The organism is Streptomyces sp. NPDC044061 (genome assembly GCF_056434305.1).
Window position 1 is genome coordinate 179141 of sequence record NZ_JBWKFL010000012.1, and the last position, 20620, is coordinate 199760.

The 20620-nt window shown below is 71.8% G+C and carries 19 protein-coding genes and 2 pseudogenes; 16 read left to right on the forward strand and 5 right to left on the reverse strand.

Translation table 11 applies throughout. The features are described from left to right. Positions 1 to 17: 17 nt before the first annotated feature. The gene (locus AC07CM_RS21120) at positions 18 to 788 is read right to left on the reverse strand and encodes a DeoR/GlpR family DNA-binding transcription regulator (RefSeq protein WP_478877946.1); all 771 of its coding nucleotides are present in this window, start codon (positions 786 to 788) and stop codon (positions 18 to 20) included. A 432-nt stretch (positions 789 to 1220) separates the two neighbouring features. Then, positions 1221 to 2030, reverse strand: coding sequence for an NAD-dependent epimerase/dehydratase family protein (locus tag AC07CM_RS21125; RefSeq protein ID WP_478877947.1), 810 nt, complete (start codon positions 2028 to 2030; stop codon positions 1221 to 1223). A 247-nt stretch (positions 2031 to 2277) separates the two neighbouring features. Here AC07CM_RS21125 and AC07CM_RS21130 point away from each other — a divergent pair, with 247 nt between their 5' ends. Further along, positions 2278 to 3219, forward strand: a complete 942-nt coding sequence (locus AC07CM_RS21130) for a 5-dehydro-4-deoxyglucarate dehydratase (protein ID WP_478877948.1) — start codon at positions 2278 to 2280, stop codon at positions 3217 to 3219. Continuing rightward, the gene (locus AC07CM_RS21135) at positions 3216 to 4379 is read left to right on the forward strand and encodes a hypothetical protein (RefSeq protein ID WP_478877949.1); all 1164 of its coding nucleotides are present in this window, start codon (positions 3216 to 3218) and stop codon (positions 4377 to 4379) included. Before AC07CM_RS21130 ends, AC07CM_RS21135 begins: the two co-directional genes overlap by 4 nt. Here the strand turns inward: AC07CM_RS21135 and AC07CM_RS21140 are convergent. Then, positions 4316 to 5532 (reverse strand): annotated as a pseudogene (locus tag AC07CM_RS21140) (MFS transporter). The gene AC07CM_RS21135 and the pseudogene AC07CM_RS21140 overlap by 64 nt on opposite strands. A 142-nt stretch (positions 5533 to 5674) precedes the next feature. On the opposite strand from AC07CM_RS21140, the gene AC07CM_RS21145 reads away from it, so the two are divergent. The 14 genes and pseudogenes from AC07CM_RS21145 (at position 5675) to AC07CM_RS21210 (ending at position 18367) form a co-directional block, all read left to right on the forward strand. Continuing rightward, a complete protein-coding gene (locus tag AC07CM_RS21145) occupies positions 5675 to 6136 on the forward strand; it encodes a DUF6010 family protein (RefSeq protein WP_478877950.1) in 462 nt (153 codons plus the stop codon). After that, positions 6133 to 6720 carry a TIGR03086 family metal-binding protein gene (locus AC07CM_RS21150; RefSeq protein WP_478877951.1) on the forward strand — a complete coding sequence of 196 codons (588 nt, stop codon included), beginning with the start codon at positions 6133 to 6135 and terminating at the stop codon, positions 6718 to 6720. The genes AC07CM_RS21145 and AC07CM_RS21150 overlap by 4 nt, the downstream gene beginning before the upstream one ends. A gap of 106 nt (positions 6721 to 6826) precedes the next feature. Continuing rightward, positions 6827 to 7132, forward strand: a complete 306-nt coding sequence (locus AC07CM_RS21155) for a hypothetical protein (protein WP_478877952.1) — start codon at positions 6827 to 6829, stop codon at positions 7130 to 7132. 79 nt (positions 7133 to 7211) lie between these two features. Beyond that, on the forward strand, positions 7212 to 7493 hold the full coding sequence (locus AC07CM_RS21160) for a hypothetical protein (protein WP_478877953.1): 282 nt from the start codon (positions 7212 to 7214) through the stop codon (positions 7491 to 7493). A 70-nt stretch (positions 7494 to 7563) separates the two neighbouring features. Continuing rightward, on the forward strand, positions 7564 to 8091 hold the full coding sequence (locus AC07CM_RS21165) for a DUF6368 family protein (protein WP_478877954.1): 528 nt from the start codon (positions 7564 to 7566) through the stop codon (positions 8089 to 8091). Between the two features lie 38 nt (positions 8092 to 8129). Next, the gene (locus AC07CM_RS21170) at positions 8130 to 8891 is read left to right on the forward strand and encodes an MBL fold metallo-hydrolase (RefSeq protein ID WP_478877955.1); all 762 of its coding nucleotides are present in this window, start codon (positions 8130 to 8132) and stop codon (positions 8889 to 8891) included. Positions 8892 to 9047: 156 nt separating this feature from the next. Further along, a complete protein-coding gene (locus AC07CM_RS21175; protein ID WP_478877956.1) occupies positions 9048 to 9704 on the forward strand; it encodes a GntR family transcriptional regulator in 657 nt (218 codons plus the stop codon). Continuing rightward, on the forward strand, positions 9701 to 10612 hold the full coding sequence (locus tag AC07CM_RS21180) for a dihydrodipicolinate synthase family protein (protein ID WP_478877957.1): 912 nt from the start codon (positions 9701 to 9703) through the stop codon (positions 10610 to 10612). The genes AC07CM_RS21175 and AC07CM_RS21180 overlap by 4 nt, the downstream gene beginning before the upstream one ends. Further along, positions 10600 to 12321: an L-arabinonate dehydratase gene (gene araD, locus AC07CM_RS21185; protein ID WP_478877958.1), complete on the forward strand. Its 1722-nt coding sequence runs from the start codon at positions 10600 to 10602 to the stop codon at positions 12319 to 12321. The genes AC07CM_RS21180 and araD overlap by 13 nt, the downstream gene beginning before the upstream one ends. Before the next feature lie 102 nt (positions 12322 to 12423). Then, a pseudogene (locus AC07CM_RS21190) lies at positions 12424 to 13149 on the forward strand (carbohydrate ABC transporter permease); the annotation flags it as partial. A 127-nt stretch (positions 13150 to 13276) separates the two neighbouring features. Further along, entirely contained in the window at positions 13277 to 14593 is a 1317-nt protein-coding gene (locus AC07CM_RS21195) for a pectate lyase family protein (protein ID WP_478877959.1), read from the forward strand. A gap of 80 nt (positions 14594 to 14673) precedes the next feature. Further along, positions 14674 to 15795: a pectinesterase family protein gene (locus AC07CM_RS21200; protein WP_478878066.1), complete on the forward strand. Its 1122-nt coding sequence runs from the start codon at positions 14674 to 14676 to the stop codon at positions 15793 to 15795. 133 nt (positions 15796 to 15928) lie between these two features. Further along, positions 15929 to 16726 carry an HAD family acid phosphatase gene (locus AC07CM_RS21205; RefSeq protein ID WP_478877960.1) on the forward strand — a complete coding sequence of 266 codons (798 nt, stop codon included), beginning with the start codon at positions 15929 to 15931 and terminating at the stop codon, positions 16724 to 16726. 189 nt (positions 16727 to 16915) lie between these two features. Next, positions 16916 to 18367, forward strand: a complete 1452-nt coding sequence (locus tag AC07CM_RS21210; RefSeq protein WP_478877961.1) for an NCS2 family permease — start codon at positions 16916 to 16918, stop codon at positions 18365 to 18367. Positions 18368 to 18437: 70 nt separating this feature from the next. Here the strand turns inward: AC07CM_RS21210 and AC07CM_RS21215 are convergent, their stop codons facing one another. Then, positions 18438 to 19892 carry a peptidoglycan D,D-transpeptidase FtsI family protein gene (locus AC07CM_RS21215; protein WP_478877962.1) on the reverse strand — a complete coding sequence of 485 codons (1455 nt, stop codon included), beginning with the start codon at positions 19890 to 19892 and terminating at the stop codon, positions 18438 to 18440. A 55-nt stretch (positions 19893 to 19947) separates the two neighbouring features. Next, on the reverse strand, positions 19948 to 20607 hold the full coding sequence (locus AC07CM_RS21220) for a response regulator transcription factor (protein ID WP_478878067.1): 660 nt from the start codon (positions 20605 to 20607) through the stop codon (positions 19948 to 19950). Positions 20608 to 20620 lie beyond the last annotated feature (13 nt).

Here is a 20620-nt window from a genome sequence, read left to right on the forward strand (position 1 = left end):
GTGGGCGAGTTGGTTGTTCAGACCCGGATGACCTGCGGGCCCAGCAGGGAGTAGCGGTGGGCCTCGGCGGCCGGGAGCAGCGTGCTCGTTACGATCGCCTCCAGCGCGCCGACCTCGGCGAACCGGCAGAAGCTGACCGCCCCGAACTTGGAGTGCACGCCCGCGAAGACGGTCCGCCGCGCGGCGCGCACGGCCTGGGCCTTGACCTCGCTGACCGCGGGGTCGGGCGTGGTCAGGCCGTGTTCGCGGGAGATGCCGTTGGCGCCGATGTAGGCGAGGTCGACGACGAAGCCGGCCAGCATCTTCGTCGTCCAGTGGTCGACGGTGGCCAGCGTTCCGGCGCGGACCCGCCCGCCCAGCAGCAGGACCGACGTGTTCCCGGCCTCGGCGAGGGCGCCCGCGACCGGCAGGGAGGCGGTGACCACGGTCAGCGGGCGGTCCGTCGGCAGGGCCTCGGCGATGAGCTGCGGGGTGAAGCCCTCGTCCACGAAGACCGTCTCCGCGTCCCCCAGCAGCTCGGCCGCGGCGGCCGCGATCCTGCGCTTCTCGGGGACGTGGCTGGTGGCGCGGAAGGCGAGCGTCGTCTCGAAGCCGGCGCTCTCCACCGGGTAGGCGCCGCCATGCGTACGTCGGACCAGGCCGTGGTCCTCCAGGGCGCGCAGATCGCGCCTGATGGTCTCCTTGGCCACGCCCAGCTCGGTGGCGAGCGCGGTGACGTCGACCGAGCCGGTGGCGCGCGCCGCGCGCACGATCTCGCGCTGGCGCTCTTCCGCCGTCCTCGTGTTCATGTCGTCACCCACTTCCCTGTGCGGCTGCCCGTTCGGGCCATGGGGGAAGTTCTACAGCGGGCACGCGGCACTGACCAGGCCTGTTGCGAGCCCGATACTGCCCGTGTGTGCCCGTTCGCCGTGCGGTGTGCCCGCCTCGGACCTGCGCGGCTTCGCGGGCGGGCGTGGGAGCGGGCGGCCCCGGTGCCCGAACACGGCGGGGGGGGGGGGGGGGGGGGGGGGGGGGGGGGGGGGGGGGGGGGGGGGGGGGGTGGTTGGGGGGGGGGGGGGGGGGGGTGGGTCCTGGGGCACCGAAAAGGGGGGGGGGGGGCCCCCCTCCCCCCCCCCCCCGCCGCCGTGAGCGATCGTTTTCCGCCGCTCGGACGTCCAGGGCCTGTCGATTCCCGTCTGCCCCGCCCGCCCTTCGGGCGATGTCGGGAATTCGAGACAGCCCTAGTACGGCCAGATCGGCGGATCGTTGACGAAGTGCCCGCCCAGGTGGCTGTGGGCCGGGTTCTCCGGGTCCAGCTCGCCCTGCTCGGCGATCAGCTTCTCGGCGTACGGCTCGGAGTCGTCCTGCGGCTCGTAGCCGAGTGCCCGGGCGGTCGTGAGGTCCCACCACAGCCGGGTGTTGGCCGAGGAGCCGTAGACGACCGTGTGGCCGACCTCCTCGGCGGTCAGGGCCGCGTGGAAGAGGCGGGCGCCGTCGGCCGGGCTCATCCACACCGAGAGCATGCGCACGCCGGTCGGCTCCGGGAAGCAGGAGCCGATGCGCACGGAGACGGTCTCCAGGCCGTGCTTGTCCCAGTAGAGCTGGGCCAGGTCCTCGCCGAAGGACTTGGACAGCCCGTAGAAGGTGTCCGGGCGGTGCGGGGTGTCGATCGGGATCGGCGCCTCGCCCGCGCGCGGGGCCGGGGTGAAGCCGACGGCGTGGTTGGAGGAGGCGAAGACGATCCGCGGCACGCCCTCGAGGCGGGCGGCCTCGTACAGGTTGTAGGTGCCCTCGATGTTGGACTTCAGGATCTTCTCGAAGGGCGCCTCCAGGGAGATGCCCGCGAGGTGCACGATCGCGTCCACGCCCCGCACCGCCTCGCGCAGCGCCTCCTTGTCGGAGAGGTCCGCGGTGATCGCGTCCGGCGCGTCCTCGACGGGGCGCACGTCGAACAGGCGCAGCGTGTAGCCGTACTCAGGCAGCAGGGACCGCATCAGGGTGCCCAGCCCGCCGGCGGCGCCGGTGAGCAGAACGGTGCGGGGAGCGGGCATCCTCGGTCTCCTTGGCATCAGCGGCCGTGTGCGTGGACGAGATTCACATGCGTGGACACGCTAGAAAGCGGTCGCATGCCTCGTCAAGTGTGCCGTGACAGGGGGAAATTCGCTGCCGTGTTGCCCGTTCGTGCGCTTGACCCGCTCGGATACGGCCCCGTAGCGTGAGATCGTTCAGAAATATAGACGCCGATCAGAAGCATGCACCGAGTAGCGTGCACCGCGACTGCACCGACAGGGAGCGCCCGTGACGCCTGCCCCTCTCGCCGCCCGGCTCCGCGACCCGAGCGGGCCGCTCTTCTTCCCCGTCACGGCCTACGGCCCGGACGGCACCCTCGACCTCGACGTCTACCGCACCCATGTGCGCCGGGGCGTCGCGGCCGGCGCTGCCGCCGTGTTCTCCTGCTGCGGCACCGGGGAGTTCCATGCGCTGCTGCCGGAGGAGTTCGAGGCCTGCGTACGGGCGGCCGTGGAGGCGGCCGAGGGGCGCGTCCCGGTGATCGCGGGCGTGGGCTACGGCACCGCGCTCGCCGTCCGCTACGCCCGGCTCGCCGAGGGGGCGGGCGCCGACGGGCTCCTCGCCATGCCGCCCTACCTCGTCCTCGCCGACCAGGAGGGCCTGCTGCGGCACTACCGGGAGGTCGCCGCGGCCAGCGCCCTGCCGGTGATCGTCTACCAGCGGGACAACGCGGTCTTCACACCACGGACCGTGGTCGAACTCGCCCGCACCGACGGCGTCGTCGGCCTCAAGGACGGCCTCGGCGACCTCGACCTCGTGCAGCGGATCGTCAGCGCCGTGCGCACCGAGGCCCCCGGCGACTTCCTCTACTTCAACGGCCTGCCCACCGCCGAGCAGACCCAGCTCGCCTACCGCGCCCTCGGCATCACCCTGTACTCCTCGGCGGTGTTCTGCTTCGCCCCCGAGATCGCCCTCGCCTTCCACCGGGCCCTGGAGACGGGCGACCAGGACACCGTGCGCCGCCTCCTGGACGGCTTCTACCGCCCGTTCGTGGAGCTGCGCGCCCAGGGTCGCGGCTACGCCGTCTCGCTCGTGAAGGCGGGCGTACGGCTGCGCGGCCTGGACGTGGGCGAGGTCCGGCCGCCTCTGCACGAGCCGGCCGAGGACCATGTCAAACAGCTCGCCCAGCTGATCGAACGCGGCCACGCGCTGCTGGAGGAGGACGCGTGAAGGCGTCGGCGTTCGTCTACCCCTGGGACGTCAACGGTGACCCGCGGGCCCCCGCCGGGATCGCCGCGCTCGGCGTCGAGCAGGTGACCCTCGCGTCCGCCTACCACTCCACCCGCGCCCTGACCCCCCGCCACCCGCGCCACCGCATCGTCACCGCCGAGTACGCGGCCGTCCTGTACCCGGCCGGCAACCGCTGGGCGGGCCGTGGCCTGCGCCCGTACACGGCCGGCCGCTGGGCCCCCGGAAACGCCTACGGAGAGGCCGCCGAGGCGCTCGCCGGGGCCGGGCTCGAGGTGCACACCTGGGTCGTCCTCGCGCACAACTCCCGCCTGGGCGCCGAACACCCGGACACCTCGGTCGTCAACGCCTACGGCGACCGCTACCCGTGGGCCCCCTGCATCGCCCGGCCCGCCACGCGCGCGTACCTGGTCGACCTGGCAGCCGAGGCCGCCGTACGCCCCGGCGCGCACGGCACCGAACTGGAGTCCCTGGGCTGGTACGGCCTGCAGCACCTGCACGCCCACGACAAGACCTCGGGGGTCGGCCTCGGGGACGCCGGGCAGTATCTGATGTCGCTCTGCTTCTGCCCGGACTGCCGCGCCGGGTACGGCGCACAGGGTCTGGACGCCGACGGGCTGGCGGCCGCCGTACGGGACGCCCTCGAGCCGCTGTGGCGCGGCGCGGCGGACGACGGGGGCTGGCCGGCCGTCGAGAAGCTCCTCGGGGAGGACACGGCGGCCGCCACGCGCGCGTGGCGCGACACCACCGCCCGCACCCTCCAGGAGGAGGCCGTCACCGCCGTGCGCGCCACCGCACCCGACGGGTTCCGGATCCTGCTGCACGCGGACCCGGTGCCCTACCGCTGCGGCGCCAACGTGGGCGTCGACCCGGCCCACGTCCTCTCCGTCGCGGACGGCGTGGTGGTGCCGTGCACGGGCGGTACGGCCCTGCTGACGCCCTTCGCCGAGCAGGCGCGCGAGGACACGGTCCTGGCCGCCAACTTCACGGTGGTCTCCGGCATGGGAGGCACCCCCGGCACGCTCGCGACCGACGCGGCACGCGCGCGTGCGCTCGGCGCGACGGAACTGCGGCTCTATCACGCCGGGTTGGCGTCGGACGGGGACCTCGCGGCGGTGCGCGAGGCGCTCGCCGCGCGCTGACCCCCGAGCGTGCCGGCCGTCAGGAACAGCGCCACGACGTACAGCGGCAGCAGCAGTCCGGGGCCGGCCAGTTCGACCGGACCGGCCCCGGCGGCCGGCCCGACCACGTTCGGCGTGAACAGGAGTGTGTGGACGGTGGCCGTCGCCCGGCCCAGCAGTGGCCCGGGAGTCTCGCGCTGCACGGCGGTGAGCGCGGCGATCAGCACGCACGGCAGACCCAGGCCGATCCCCGCGCAGGACACCAGGACCACCGGATCCGACGGAACGGCCCGCGCGGCCACCGCGGCCGCCGTCAGAGCGATCCCGGCCGCCGCGAACCGGCGCTCGCCGAGCCGCCGCAGCGCAGGCCCGGACACCAGCCCGACCGCCACCGAGCCGGCGCCCTGGACGGCGTGGAGGAGGCCCGCGTAGGCGGGGGAGTGCCCGAGCCGGTCCACCACGGCGTACAGCGTCGTGCTGCTGAGCGAGACGAGCATCATCGTCATACCGCCGGCCCGGACCAGCGGGCGCAGCCCGGGGCACCCCCACAGGTGCCGGAAGCCCGCCACGGTCCGCCGCCGGCCGGCCGCTCCTCGCGCACGCGGAGCAGGGCGCACAGCCCCGCGGCGAGCACGAAGGTGGCCGCGTCGAGACAGGCGACCGCCGGCCCGCCGTGGGCCGCGCAGAGGCTCGCTCCGGTCAGCGGGGCGACGAGCTTCATGCCTTCCGTGAGCGTCGTTCGCAGTCCGTTGACGTCGCCGAGGAGATCCGGGGCGACGGCGTCGCCGACCAGGGCCGACTCGGCGGCCTCGGCGACGACGCCGCCGGCGCAGTACAGGAACAGCACCACGAACAGCAGCCACAGGCGGCCGGGGGAGCCGACGGCGAACAGGGTCGGGAGCAGGGCCGCGAGGCCCGGGTTCACGGTGATGAGCAGGGGCTTTCGGCGCAGGCGGTCGGCGAGCGCGCCCAGCGCCGGGCCCGCCGGGGTCGGCGCCCACAGGGCGAGCGCGCACAGCGCGGCCAGGCCGTTCGAACCGGTGAGGTCCTTGACCCACACGCCCGACGCCGGCCACAGCGAGGAGGTGCCGAAGGCGGACACCAGCACGCCCGTCAGACACAGCGCGGCGTTGCGGTCCCGCAGCACGCGGGTCACCGTCCAGGAAGTCGTCATGCCTGGCCATCGTGGGTCTGAGGGGGGACCCGCGGATCGGTCATCCGCCCTGTTTCGCAGCGGACCGGCACGGCGACAATCCGTCGGAACCTGTCAGTGACGCCCCTGGGACGGCCGCCTGCCCGCCCCTAGCGTCGACCGCATGCGTTACGTCGCCCCGATCGTCATCGGCCTGCTCTACGTCCTGCTCATGTCACTCGTCCCCGAAGCCCACCGGCGCCGCCTCAACGCGGTCATGGTCGCCGGTGCGGGCGCCGCCTACCTCAGCGGCGGGGCCCTCGGCGGCTGGGAGTTCGCCTTCACCGCGGTGGCCACCTACGTCGCCTACCGGGGCCTGGACTCCTGGACGTTCATCGGCGTCGGCTGGCTGCTGCACACCACGTGGGACCTCGTCCACCACCTCAAGGGCCATCCGATCATCCCGTTCGCCCACGACTCGTCCTTCGGCTGCGCGCTGTGCGATCCGGTGATCGCCGTGTGGTGCCTCGGGGGCGGCCGGTCACCATGGAAGTGGGTGCGCGGCCGCAGGGCACCGATGAGTTTCCGGGAGCCGTCCGGTCAGCCCTCCGTACGGGTACCGCAACCACCAAGGAGCAAGGCATGACCGACACGATCCTCGATCTCGGCCCCCAGGCCCGGATCGTGGCACGGCTCGCCGAGACCGTGACCGACGACCGGCTGTCGGCCCCCACCCCGTGTCCGGACCTCGCGGTACGGAACCTGCTGGGCCACCTGCTCGGACTGTCCGTCGCCTTCCGAGACGCCGCCCGCAAGGACCTCGGCGCGAGGACCGACACCAACCCGAACGCCGTCGTCCCCGCCGTCGGCCCCGGCTGGCGCGAGGAGCTGCCCAAGGTGCTGGACGAACTCGCCGACGCCTGGCGCGACCCGGCCGCCTGGACCGGCATGACCCGGGCGGGCGGGGTGGACCTGCCCGGCGCGCTCGCGGGCGCGGTCGTCGCCGACGAACTGGTGATCCACGCCTGGGACCTGGCCCGCGCGACCGGGCAGCCCTATGACCCCGACCCCGCCGCGCTCGACTCGGCTCTCGTCTTCCTGCGGGCAGCGGCCGACGACCCGAACCGCGGCAGCGGCCTCTTCGGCCCGGTCGTCCCGGTCCCGGAGGAGGCGCCCCTGATGGACCGGGCGGTGGGTCTGAGCGGCCGGGATCCGGGGTGGCGGCCGTAGCCGCTGCTCCCGCCGCCCGGCGATCGCCGGGCGGCGGGAGTGGCGTATCGGACCTACGGTGACCTGAGAGGGGGCAAGCCGAACCGGTACCACGGAGGAAGCCGCGATGGAGGAGCACTACGTGTGGGTGACGACGCGCCGCCTTCAGCCGGGCACGTTGGAGGACTTCGAGAGGGCGTGGCGTCCGGCCCCCGCCCCGCAGGGCCTGCGCCGCGCCTTCGCGTACTGGTCCGGGGACGGACAGGAGGTCACCGGAGTATCGTTCTGGGACTCCCAGGAGGCATGCGACTCGTGGCGGGCCTCCGAGCCGGAGGCAGAGCGGCGGGCGGCCATGGCCCCGTACGTCGTCGAGGAACGCGAGGGCTTCTACCGCGGCCGTGAACTCGCCGTCCCGAGCGCCGGCCGCGGGTGAACGCGGCTGCTCCAGGGACCGGTCGTCGCCGGTCCGCCACCGCCAGCGGATCAGCCGAGAACGTGCCTACGGTGGAGACATGAGCGAGATGGTCGTCGTGTACGAACTCGACCAGCCGGGAGCGGCCCGCACCGCCCCGGACGGCTCGCCCGGCGCGGGACGGCTCCCGCGCCGGGTGCACGTGGCCCCCGCCGCCCCCGGCAGGCCCGACACCGTCGGCCCGCGGACCCTCTGCGGCAAGGACACCTTCGCCATGGAGAAGGCCCGGGTGCTGCCGGACGAGCGCCCGGGGGCACCCTGGTACCCCGCCGAGTACGCGTCCAAGGTGTGCCCCGACTGCGACGCGGTGGTGGAGATCTGAGCGGTCTCGGCGGCAGGCGGCGCGGTGGCTGCCGTAGGTTCACCCGTCCGGACGGAGATCGGGGGACCTCATGGCGGGGCCGGTCGTGGGGCTGTGGCTGTGCGACGGGACCCGTACCGCCCGAGACGTCGTGGCCGAGCTGGTCCCCTGGCTGGAGTCCTTCTGCGATCCCGTCCGGCCGGGGGAGCGCGGAGAGGTCGACTTCCGGATCGCGGATGCCCGCCCGCTCGGGCCGGACCCGGCGGACGTCGGGGGGACGGGTTGCTTCAGCCTGGGAGTGGACGATCAGATCCCCGCCGACGATGACGACTACTCGGCCCTTCCCCGGCCACCGGCCCACGGGATCGTCCTGATCGCCGGCTCCTCGGGCCCGTCGAACCACCGGACCCTCGGCCGTCTCGCCCTCACCCTGGCCCGCCGCCTGGACGCGCCGATCGACTTCGACGGTCTGCTCTTCGAGGGACCCTCGCCCTTCCCGGGCACCCTCACCCAGGTGTCCTACGACACCGCGGACGGCGAGCGCGCGGTCCGTCACGTGGGTGACGCACGGTTCCTCGCCGCCTGGCTGCGTCACCCGGGGTTCCACTTGGCGAAATGAGCCCGAGCCGGGCACAGGGCGTCGGTAATCTCCCTCCCATGCCGCTCACCCTCACCGTCCTCGGCACCGCCTCGCCGCACCCCGGCCCGGACCGGCCCTGCTCCGGCTACCTGGTGTCCGGCGGGGGAGCCGAGGTGTGGGTGGACGCGGGTCCCGGTACGTTCGCCGCGTTGCAGCGGCACACGGATCCCGCCCGGCTCACCGCGATCTGGATCTCGCATCTGCACGCCGACCACAGCGCCGACCTGCTCGCCGCCGCCTACGCATTCGCATTCGGCGGGATGACCCCGCCCGCGCCCGTGCCGCTCTACGCGCCGCAGGACTGCGCGCGCCGGCTGGCCGGTTTCTTCGGCCGCCCGGACGTCGAGTTCCTGAAGGGGGTCTTCGACTTCCGCGACCTGTACGACGGCCACCACGTCCGGCACTGGAACCTCCGTCTGACCACCCGTGCCGTCCTCCACGACGCCGAGGCCTACGGGCTGCGCGCCGAGTGCCAGGGCAGTGTGCTGGCGTACTCGGGAGACAGCGGTCCCTGCCACGCTCTCACCGAACTCGCCTCCAGCGCCGACCTGTTCCTGTGCGAGGCGGACATCGACGCGCATCGCGAAGGCGAACAGTCCCGACAGGTGCATCTGACGCCGGAGGACGCGGGGCGCATCGCCCGTGACGCGCGGGTCCGCGAACTGCTCGTCACCCATGTCGGACCCACGCTCACCAGGGAAGCGGCGACCGAGCGGGCCGCCGTCCCCTTCGGCCGGCCCACCCGCGCCGCCGTCGAGGGCGACACCCACACCGTCTGAACCGCCCGTCCCGGCAACGCACTTCTCCCCCGCCCGACCCGCGGCGACTTCCTTTGTCATAGGCGTTGACGAAACGCGGGCCCCCTCCTACCTTCAACCGCGTCGTACTTCGTACGTCATATATGAGACGCGATACGTGAGATTTGAGAGGGCCGCATGACCTCTGTGCCCACCCCGATCCCGTCCCGCACGCAATACGTGCTGGACGCGATCAAGCACCGCATCCTGACCGGGCAGTTGCCGCCCGGCCAGGCCCTGGTCGAGACGGAGCTGGCCGCGCAGTACGGGGTGTCCAAGACCCCGGTGCGAGAGGCGCTGAAGACCCTCGCCGGGACCGGTCTCGTCGTGATGAGCCAGTACAAGGGCGTCACGGTGCGCATGGTGGACGCGGACATGGCGCGCGAGGTCTACGACGTGCGGCTGCTGCTGGAACCCGAGGCCCTGCGCCGCGCGGTGCGGCGCGCGGCACCCCTCGACGCCGCCCGCGACGCCCTCACCCGTGCCGACGCCGCCACCGACACCGCCGAACGCTCCCTCGCCAACCGCGAGTTCCACCGCGCCCTCTACCTGCCGTGCGGCAACCCGCTGCTCGGCCGGATGCTCGACGAGGTCCGCGACCAGGCGGCGCTCGTCTCCGCCTGGGCCTGGGCGGCCGACCCCTCCTGGGAGCGGGAGGCGGCCGAGCACCGGGAGATCCTGCGGCTCGCCCTGGGCGGCGACGCGGACGGCGCCGCGAGCGCCCTGCACGCCCACATCGCGTCCTTCGTGCGGCGAGCCTTCCCCGAGCCCCGCCCAGAGGAAGGTCATCAATGAGCAGCGTGACGTTCGAGACCCAACGGGCGGCCCTGGCCGACGTGGTGGCCATCCCGGTGACGCCCTTCGCCGAGGACGGCTCCGTCGACCAGGACACCCACCGGGCCCTGCTGCGTCGCCTGCTCGACGGCGGGATCACCACCCTCACCCCGAACGGCAACACCGGCGAGTTCTACGCCCTAACCCCCGAGGAGCGCCGCCTGGTCACCGAGCTGACCGTCGACGAGGCCGGCGACAGTGCCGTGATCCTCGTGGGCGTCGGGCACGACCTGCCCACCGCGATCGCCTCCGCCCGACACGCCCGCGACCTCGGCGCCCGGATGGTCATGGTGCACCAGCCCGTGCACCCCTACGTCTCCGCCGCCGGCTGGGTCGACTACCACCGCGCCATCGCCGAGGCCGTGCCCGAACTGGGCGTCGTCCCCTACATCCGCAACGCCCAGCTGCCCGGCGCCCGCCTCGCCGAACTCGCCGACCACTGCCCGAACGTCATCGGCGTGAAGTACGCCGTCCCGGACGCCGCACGCTTCGCGGCCTTCGCGCGGGACGCGGGCCTCGACCGCTTCGTCTGGGTGGCGGGCCTCGCCGAGCCGTACGCCCCTTCGTACTTCTCCGCGGGCGCCACCGGCTTCACCTCAGGACTCGTGAACGTCGCCCCGGCCGTCTCGCGGAACATGCTGGAAGCGCTCCGGTCCGGTGACCACCTGGCCGCCATGAAGGTCTGGGAGCAGATCCGCCGCTTCGAGGAACTGCGCGCCGCCCACGGCTCCGCCAACAACGTCACCGTCGTCAAGGAGGCACTCGCCGCCCTCGGCCTGTGCCGCAGGGACGTCCGCCCGCCGAGCAAGCCGCTGCCCGAGGACGAGCGGGCCGAGGTCGCCGCCATCGCCGCCGGGTGGTCCGTGTGAACGAGCTGAGAAGCCATCAGTGGTACGGGACCGACGGGGTGCGGTCGTTCAGCCATCGGGCCCGGACCCGGCAGCTCGGGTATCTGCCCGAGGAGCATCTGGGCAAGCCGGTCGTCGCGATCCTCAACACCTGGTCCGACATCAACCCCTGCCACGTCCACCTGCGCGACCGCGCCCAGGCCGTCAAGCGCGGGGTGTGGCAGGCGGGCGGCTTCCCGCTGGAGTTCCCGGTCTCCACCCTCAGCGAGACCTTCCAGAAGCCCACCCCGATGCTCTACCGCAACATGCTCGCGATGGAGACGGAGGAGCTGCTGCGGTCGTACCCCGTCGACGGCGCGGTCCTCCTGGGCGGCTGCGACAAGTCGACCCCCGCCCTCCTCATGGGCGCGGCCTCCGCCGACCTGCCCGCCGTGTTCGTACCGGCCGGGCCCATGCTCCCGGGCCACTGGCGGGGCGAAGTCCTGGGCTCCGGCACCGACATGTGGAAGTACTGGGACGACAAACGGGCCGGCCTCATCGGTGACTGCGAGATGGCCGAGCTGGAGAGCGGGCTCGCACGCTCCCCGGGGCACTGCATGACCATGGGTACGGCGTCGACGCTGACCGCCGCCGCCGAGGCCCTCGGCGTGACCGTGCCGGGTGCGTCGAGCATTCCCGCGGTCGACTCCGGGCACGACCGGATGGCCGCCAAGGCCGGGATGACCGCCGTGGAGCTGGTACGCGACGATCGCCGGCTGTCGCGGATCCTCACCCGCGAGGCCTTCGAGGACGCTGTCACCACCGTCCTCGGTCTCGGCGGCTCCACCAACGCCGTCATCCATCTGATCGCCATGGCCGGCCGCGCCGGGGTGAAGCTCACCCTCGACGACTTCGACCGCATCGCCCGGACCGTGCCCGTCCTCGCCAACGTCCGCCCCGGCGGCCGCAAGTACCTGATGGAGGACTTCCACTTCGCGGGCGGCCTGCCCGGCTTCCTCTCCCGCATCCCGGACCTGCTCCACCTCGACCGGCCGACGGTGTCGTACGGCACCCTGCGCGAGCAACTGCGAGGCGCGCGGGTGCACGACGACGACGTCATCCGGCCCCGCGGCAACCCGGTCGCGCACGAGGGCGGGGTCGCGGTCCTGCGCGGCAACCTCTGCCCGGACGGCGCCGTCATCAAGCACATCGCCGCCGAGCCCCATCTGCTCCGGCACACCGGCCACGCGGTCGTCTTCGACGACTACCGGACGATGCAGCGCACCATCAACGACCCCGCCCTCGGCATCACCGCCGACAGCGTGCTGGTGCTCCGCAACGCCGGACCCAAGGGCGGCCCGGGCATGCCCGAGTACGGCATGCTCCCGATCCCCGACCACCTGCTCAAGCAGGGCGTGCGGGACATGGTGCGCATCTCCGACGCCCGGATGAGCGGCACGAGTTACGGCGCCTGCGTGCTGCACGTGGCACCGGAGTCGTACGTCGGCGGCCCGCTGGCGCTGGTGCGCACCGGGGACCCCATCACCCTCGACGTCGGGGCGCGCACGCTCCACCTCCACGTGGGCGACGAGGAGCTGGAGCGCAGGCGGGCCGCGTGGACATCGCCGCCCGCCCGCTACGAGCGCGGCTACGGCGCCCTCTACAACGAGCAGATCACCCAGGCCGACACCGGCTGCGACTTCGAGTTCCTGGCCCGCCCGGGCAAGGTGCCGGACCCGTACGCCGGCTGACCCGGCGACAGAGGTGAGGTCCCTCACCCATGTGCATGTAGAAAGCGCTTCCTGCGCCCGCTGTACCCGCTGTACAAGTCCCACTGTGAACGGAGAACAGTCATGGCCCAAGCCGCAGCCGTGGCGAAACCGCCCGCGCCACCCCGGCGGCGCCGTGCCTCCGCGACCCCGCGCATGCTGCCGTACCTGCTGATCGCCCCGGCGGCCCTGCTCATGCTGGGCTTCATCGCGTACCCGGTGCTCAGCGTCTTCTACTACAGCCTGCAGAACTACAACCCCACCAAGCCATGGCGGAACGGCTTCGCGGGCCTCGGCAACTTCACCCAGGCCTTCGCGCACGACCCGCAGTTCTGGGACACGCTGACCTTCAGTGCAAAGTGGGTCGTGGTGGAGGTCGTGCTGCAGCTGCTGTTCGGCCTGGCGCTGGCGCTCATCGTCAACCAGACCTTCGCCGGGCGGGCGCTGGGACGTGCCCTCGTCTTCTCGCCCTGGGCCGTCTCCGGTGTGCTGACCTCCGCGATCTGGGTGCTGCTCTACAACTCCCAGACGGGCACCACCCGTTACCTCGCCGACGCGGGGCTCGGCTCCTACGGCACCAGCTGGCTGTCGGACACCTCCACGGTCTTCCCGGCGGCGGTGGTCGCCGACCTCTGGCGCGGCGTCCCCTTCTTCGCGATCCTCATCTTCGCCGACCTCCAGTCCGTCTCCCGGGACCTGTACGAGGCCGCCGCGGTCGACGGGGCGAGCCGACTCAAGCAGTTCTGGCACATCACCCTGCCCCACCTGAAGGACGCCATCGTCCTGTCCACGCTGCGTTGTCGGCCTTGGAGATCGTGTTCCAGTCGGGCAGGTAGTACGGCAACTGGACGATCTTGGTGCTGGCCCCGTTCAGAGCCTCAGCGGCGATGCTGAGCCACAACCTGGGGTCGTACCAGGACCATCTGAGACTCGCACAGTGCGTACACGCAAATGTCATGGACGTGCCATAGCGGCGGTCGTGGGCTGTACGGCCCTCGTCCTCGGCGTCACCGGCACCGCCTCCGCTCGGACCGTCCACCGGGCCGGCCCCGACCGTCAGGTGCTGCCCGCCGGGGACGGCTGGGCGGCCTACGGCACGGGCACGACCGGTGGCGCGGCGGCCGACTCCGCGCATGTGTACACCGTCACCACCTGGGAGCAGTTCAAGGCCGCCCTCGCGGACGGCGGCAACGCCCCGAAGATCATCAGGGTGAAGGGTACGGTCGACGCGGACGGGCCGGGCTGCGACTCGTTCGCCGTCCCCGGGTACGACTTCGACACCTACCTGAAGACCTACGACCCGGCGGTGTGGGGACGGACCGAGAACCTCGAGGGCGAGCCCGACGACAGCCCCGAGGGCCTGCGCCGCGCCTCCGCCGCCCGGCAGGACGCCTTCGTCAAGGCGAACGTCCCCGCCAACACCACCGTCATCGGCATCGGCAGGGACGCCGGCTTCAAGGGCGCCGGCCTCCAGATCAACGGCGTGGACAACGTCGTCGTCCGCAACCTGAGCTTCGAGAGCCCGCTGGACTGCTTCCCGCAGTGGGATCCGACCGACACCGCCGACGGCAACTGGAACTCCGAGTACGACAGCGCGGTGGTCAACGGCTCGACCCACGTGTGGATGGACCACGACACGTTCACGGACGGCGACCACCCGGACAGCACCCTGCCCCACTACTTCGGGCGCGTCTACGAGCAGCACGACGGCGAGCTGGACATCGTCAAGGGCGCCGACTACGTCACCGCCTCCTGGAACGTCTTCGATGACCACGACAAGACGATCCTCGTCGGCAACAGCGACAGCGCGTCCACCGCCGCCGTGGACCGTGGGCACCTGAAGGTCACCTTCCACCACAACCTGTTCTCGAACCTGGTCGAGCGCGCGCCGCGCGTCCGGTTCGGGCAGGTCGACTCGTACAACAACCACTTCGTCGCCGGGGCCGGCTACTCCTACAGCTACGGCATCGGCATGGAGTCCCAACTCGTCGCCGAGCACAACGCGTTCACGCTGCCGACGGGCGTGCGGGCCGGGTCGGTCCTGAAGAAGTGGAAGGACGCTCCCGTCACCGCCGACGACAACTACGTCGACGGCGTGCGGACCGACCTGATCGCCGTGCACAACGCCGATTTCTCCGAGGAGACCCTGCGGTCCGGGGCCGGCTGGACGCCGACCCTGCGCACGAAGGTCGACCCCGCCAGGGCCGTGCCGGGCCTCGTCGACCACCGCGCCGGCGCGGGCCGCCTGGGCTGAGCCACCGGGGCCGGCCATGCCCGGCCCCTCTCTTCCTCACGAGTCCTTCCTCACGAGCCGCACCGCGAAGGAGCACTCCCATTCCCTCGCCCCACCTCCCCGTCAGCAGAAGACGCTTCCTCGTCGCGAGCGCCGGAGCCACCGCGGCGCTCGGCCCCGCCTCCGTGCCCGCGCGGGCGGCCGGCGGGCCCCGCCCGTTCGGCCGGTACGGGTCACCGACCCGCCGCCTCACCCCGGGGACCCGCTACGTCGATCCGCACGGCCGTGGTGATTTCACCTCCGTCCAGGCCGCAGTGACGGCCGCCACCGGCAGCGGCCGGACGCTGGTCCTCGCGCCCGGCGCCTACCGGGAGACGGTCGCGGTCGACGTCAGCCGGACGGAGATGACCTGGATCGGCGCCTCCGAGAACCCCCGGGACGTCGTCATCGTGTACGACAACGCGGCGGGCACCCCCAAGCCCGGCGGGGGTACGTACGGCACCACCGGGTCGGCCACCACCACCGTGCAGGCCGACGGGTTCTCCGCCCGCTGGATCACCTTCGCCAACGACTGGCTGCGCGCCGACCACCCGGACATCGGCGGCACCCAGGCCGTCGCCGTCAAGGTGCAGGGCGACCGCAGCGCCTTCCTGCACTGCCGCTTCCTCGGCCACCAGGACACGCTGTACGCCGATTCCATGGCCCTCGGTACCTTCGCCCGCCAGTACTACGCCCACTGTCAAGTCGAGGGGGACGTCGACTTCGTCTTCGGCCGGGCCACCGCCGTCTACGAGCACTGCCACTTCCGCACCCTGAACCGCAGCGACCTCGTGGCGGCCCCGTACGGCTTCGTCTTCGCGCCCTCCACGGCCGTCGCCAACCCGCGTGGCTACCTGGTCATCGGGGGGCGCGTGAGCAGCGCGGCCCCGGACGCCTGCTACAAGCCGGCCCGTCCCTGGGTGCCCGGCTCCGACCCCACCGCCCGCCCGATGCTGACCGTCCGTGACACCGGGCTCGGCCCCGGCATCGACGCGGCCGCCCCCTACACCGACATGTCGGCCGCCCACCCGTGGCAGGACCAGCGGTTCGCCGAGTACCGCGACACCGGCCCCGGCGCGCTCGTCACCGTCCCGGAGAACCGGCCCCAACTGACCCGAGAGCAGGCCGAGTCGGCCACCCGGGAGGCCCATCTCGGCGACTGGGCGCCGTGGCAGGAGCGCTGACCGTGCCAATGGCTCGGCCGGCTGGCCGAATTGGAGTGTATCGATCGGATAAAAAGGCTCGTGTTCCGGGTGTGATGCGCGTAGACAAGGCGTGACCTGGTGCAACAACCACCGAACAGATCCCGGAGTTTCCATGCGGAAGTCCCTCAGGGCGGCTGCCGTCGTCGCGGCCTGTACCGTCGCGGGCAGCGCCCTGTACGCGGCCGGCGCCGCCACTGCCGGTCAGTCGACGGCGAACTCGACCCACGAGCCCTACAACATCGGGCTCCTGGTGAAGGACATCGACACCTACTACGGCACCACCGCCGACAGCAACGGCGTCTACCAGGCGTCCCCGGTCAGCCCGTACGCCAAGGACCTGGCGCGCATCGACGCCGACGCCAGGCGCTACATCGACAAGGCGGCGCGCAAGGCGCACCACCACGGTGAGAAGCCGGCCGTCGTCTTCGACATCGACGACACGCTGCTGCTCAGCCTCGACTACGAGAAGCGCTACAACTACACGTACAACGGCACCACGTGGGCCGACTACGTGAACAGGGCCGACCGTCCGGCCGTGTTCGGCAGCCCCGAGCTGGTCCAGTACGCCGAGTCCAAGGGCGTCGAGGTCTTCTACAACTCCGGTCTGAGCGAGGCGCAGCGCACCGCCGCGGTGGAGAACCTGAAGAAGATCGGCGCCGACGTGAACCTCGACGCCGGCCACATGTTCCTCAAGGACAAGGCCAACCCGCCGGCCTACCTGAGCGCCTGCGCCACCCCGGGCACCTGGAACTGCACGACCGTGCAGTACAAGGCCGGCACGCGCGAGCACATCGAGGACGACCTCGGGTACGACATCATCGCCAACTTCGGCGACCAGTACTCGGACCTGGACGGCGGTCACGCCGACCGCACGTACAAGCTGCCGAACCCGACCTACTTCGTCTCCTGACGCTCACCCGCAGGTCCTGAGCAGCCGCTCGTACTCGGCCCTCGTCACCGGCACCACCGTGCCGTGGCGGGGGCCGACGCGCAGTTCGTGGACCGTTCCGTAACACGGGGAAAACCTGAAACGGGTGCAACGGGGGAACAATCCAGCCAGCATCCGCACACCGTTCATCAGGCGACGAGGAGTACGACCATGTCCGAGACGCAGAAGGTGGACCAGCGGCCGAGCGCCGTGCCACCTGCTGGAAACAGCGTCGACCGGTACTTCAGGATCTCCCAACGGGGATCCACCTTCGGCCGGGAGATACGCGGCGGTTTCGCCACGTTCTTCACCATGGCCTACATCCTTGTCCTGAATCCGATCATCCTGGGCAGCGCCAAGGACAAGTTCGGCCACTCCCTCGACACCGGCCAACTCGTCACCGCCACCGCGCTGGTGGCCTGTGTGATGACGATCGTCATGGGCGTCGGCGGCAACCTTCCGCTCGCCATCGCGGCCGGGCTCGGTCTCAACGCGGTCGTCGCCTTCCAGTTGGCCCCGCTGATGAGCTGGCCCGACGCGATGGGCCTGGTCGTCCTCGAAGGCCTCGTCATCTGCCTGCTGGTCCTCACCGGACTGCGGGAGGCCATCATGAACGCGATACCCCAGCAGCTGAAGCAGGCCATCGGCGTCGGCATCGGTCTGTTCATCGCGTTCATCGGCTTCGTGGACGCCGGGTTCGTCAGCCGTATCCCGGACGCCGCGCACACCACCGTGCCCGTCCAGCTCGGCGCCGTCGGGCGCCTCACCGGCTGGCCCGTCCTCGTCTTCTGTCTCGGCGTCCTGCTGACCATCGCGCTGCTCGCCCGCAGGGTGAAGGGCGCGATCCTCATCAGCATCGTGACGATGACCGTCGTCGCGATCGTCATCGACGCCGTCGCCGACATCAAGAGCTGGGGCCTGACCACCCCGAAGGTCCCGGACAAGATCGTCGCGGCCCCGGACTTCGGGCTCGTCGGTCACTTCAGCCTGTTCGGCGGCTTCGCCAAGGCCGGCGTCCTCACCGCCGTCCTGCTGGTCTTCACCCTGATCCTGTCCGACTTCTTCGACGCCATGGGCACGATCGTGGGCATCAGCGCGGAGGCCGGACTGCTCGACGAGAAGGGGCAGGTGCCCGGCATCGGCCGGGTGCTGTTCATCGACGGTGCCGCCGCCGTCGCCGGCGGAGTCGGCTCCGCCTCCTCCAACACCGCCTACATCGAGTCCGCGGCCGGTGTCGGCGAGGGCGCCCGCACCGGTTTCGCCAACCTGGTCACCGGCGGCCTCTTCGGCCTCGCGCTCTTCCTCACCCCGCTGCTGACGATCGTTCCGCTGCAGGCGGCGGCGCCCGCGCTGATCGCGGTGGGCTTCCTGATGATGACCCACGTCAAGCACATCGACTGGGACAAGTACGAGATCGCCATCCCGGCGTTCCTCACCATCGCCGCCATGCCGTTCACGTACTCGATCACCGACGGCATCGGCGCGGGCTTCGTGTCGTACGTGGTCGTCAAGACGGTCCTCGGCAGGGCCAAGGAGGTCAACTGGCTGCTGTGGGGGGTCTCGGCGCTGTTCCTGGTCTACTTCGCGATCGATCCGGTGGAGCAGATCCTCGGGGTCAAGTGAGGAACACTGCGCGATCGGCTACGGGTCGTCCGTGGCTGATCGCGCAGTTCCCCGCGCCCCGGTGGGGCGCCTAGCCGAGCGCCGCCTTCATCATCGCCCTGGCCACCGGTGCCGCCAGCCCGTTGCCGCTGACCTCGGACCGTGCCGCGTCCGACTGCTCCACCATCACCGCCACGGCGACCTCCTTGCCGCTGCTGTCCGACTTGCCGTAGGACGTGAACCAGGCGTACGGCGTCTTGCTGTTGTTCTCGCCGTGCTGCGCGGTACCGGTCTTGCCGCCCACGGTCACCCCGTCGATCAGCGCGTTCGTACCGGTGCCGTCCTTGACCACCGTCTCCATCGCCGACCGCAACTGCTCGGCCGTGCCGGAGCTGACGATCTCCTTCGTGTCGGCGCTGTCGTCGTAGTCCTTCAGCACATCGCCGCCACTGTCGGTGATCCGCGAGACCATGTGCGGCGAGACCAGCTTGCCGCCGTTGGCAATGGCAGCCGACACCATGGCCATCTGGAGCGGGGTCGCGGTGACGTCGAACTGCCCGATGCCCGAGAGGGCGGTCTGCGCCTTGTCCATGCCCGACGGGTACACGCTGGCGTAGGCCCGCACCGGCACGTCCTGCGCGTCGTCGTCGAAGCCGAACTTCTCGGCCATCGCCCGCACCTTGTCCTGGCCGAGGTCGACGGCCATCTTGCCGAAGACGTTGTTGCAGGAGAAGCGCAGCGCGACACGGATCGAGGCGTCCTCGCACGGGGCCGACCTGTTCTCGTTCTCCAGCGGGCGCGTCGTGCCCGGCATCGTGTACGGATCGGGGCTGTCGGTGTGGTCGTTCACGTTCTTGTACAGCCCGTCCTCCAGCGCGGCCGCCGCCACGACCAGCTTGAACGTGGAGCCCGGCGGCAGCGGCTGGCGCAGCGCGCGGTTGGTCAGCGGCTTGTCCTTGTCGGCGTTGAGCCGCTTCCAGGCCACCCCGGCGGAGTTCGCGTCGGTGAGCTCCGAGGGGTCGTACGACGGGGTCGACACCACCGCGAGGATCTTGCCGGTCTTCGGGTCGAGGGCGACGGCCGCGCCCTTGTTGCCGCCGAGCGCGTCGTACGCCGCCTTCTGCACGGCCGGGTCGATCGTCGTGAGCACGTTGCCCGGCTCGGCGCGCTCACCGGTGACCGTGTCCATCACGGTCTTCAGCTGGTTGTCCGTGCCGTTGAGCAGATCCGCGTAGATGCCCTCCAACTGGGTCGGGGCGTAGGCCTGCGAGGCGTAGCCGGTCACCGCCGCGTACAGCTTGCCGTTCTTGTACGTCCGCTTGTACGCGAGGTCTCCGTTCTTCGTCCGCGCCGAGCCGGTGATCGAGTTCCCGGCCACGATGATGTTCCCGAGCGGCCGTGAGTACGTCTCGATCGCGTTCCGCCGGTTGTGGTTGTCGTCCGCGAGGGCCTTGCCGTCGTAGAACTGCACCCAGGTCGCCCTGACCAGCAGAGCGAGCACGAGCAGCAGTGCGAAGACGGAGGCCCGCCTGATCGTCTTGTTCATGCCGTCCGTGAAGACGATCGGGAAGGGGGCGATCGTTCCCGTACGCCCCGTTTTCTCATCGCGCGTTCAGAAAGCCGGCCTCGTACGCGGCGATCACCGCCTGTGTCCGGTCCCGGGTGCCCGTCTTGGCCAGGACCGCCGCGACGTGCGACTTCACCGTGGCGGGTCCGACGTCCAGGCGCCGGGCTATCTCCGCGTTGGTCAGCCCCGCGGCCAGGTGCCGCAGCACCTCGCTCTCCCGCCCCGTGAGCCTCCTCACCCACGCCGGGGGCGCGGGTGCCCGGCGCGCGTGTTCGGCGGCGAGGGCCCGGACGGCCGACGGGAACAGCAGGCTGTCGGTGCGCGCGACCAGCCGTACCGCCTGCACGAGCGCGTCGGCGTCCGCCCGCTTCAGCAGGAACCCTGCGGCTCCGGCGCGCAGCGCGTCGTACACGTAGGAGTCGTTCTCGAAGGTGGTCACGACCACGATCCGGGGCGGTTCGTCGAGGGTGGCGAGGATCTGCTCGGTGGCCCGGATGCCGTCGACCTCCGGCATGCGGACGTCCATGAGGACCACGTCGGGGCGCAGCTCCCGGACGACGGACACCGCCTCGGCACCGGTCGCCGCCTCGCCGACCACCTCGAGGCCGGGCTCGGCCGAGAGGATGGCCCGCAGGGCGGTGCGGACCATGCGCTCGTCGTCGGCGAGGACGACCCGGATCGCGGGCCGGGGCATACCGGTTCCTTCG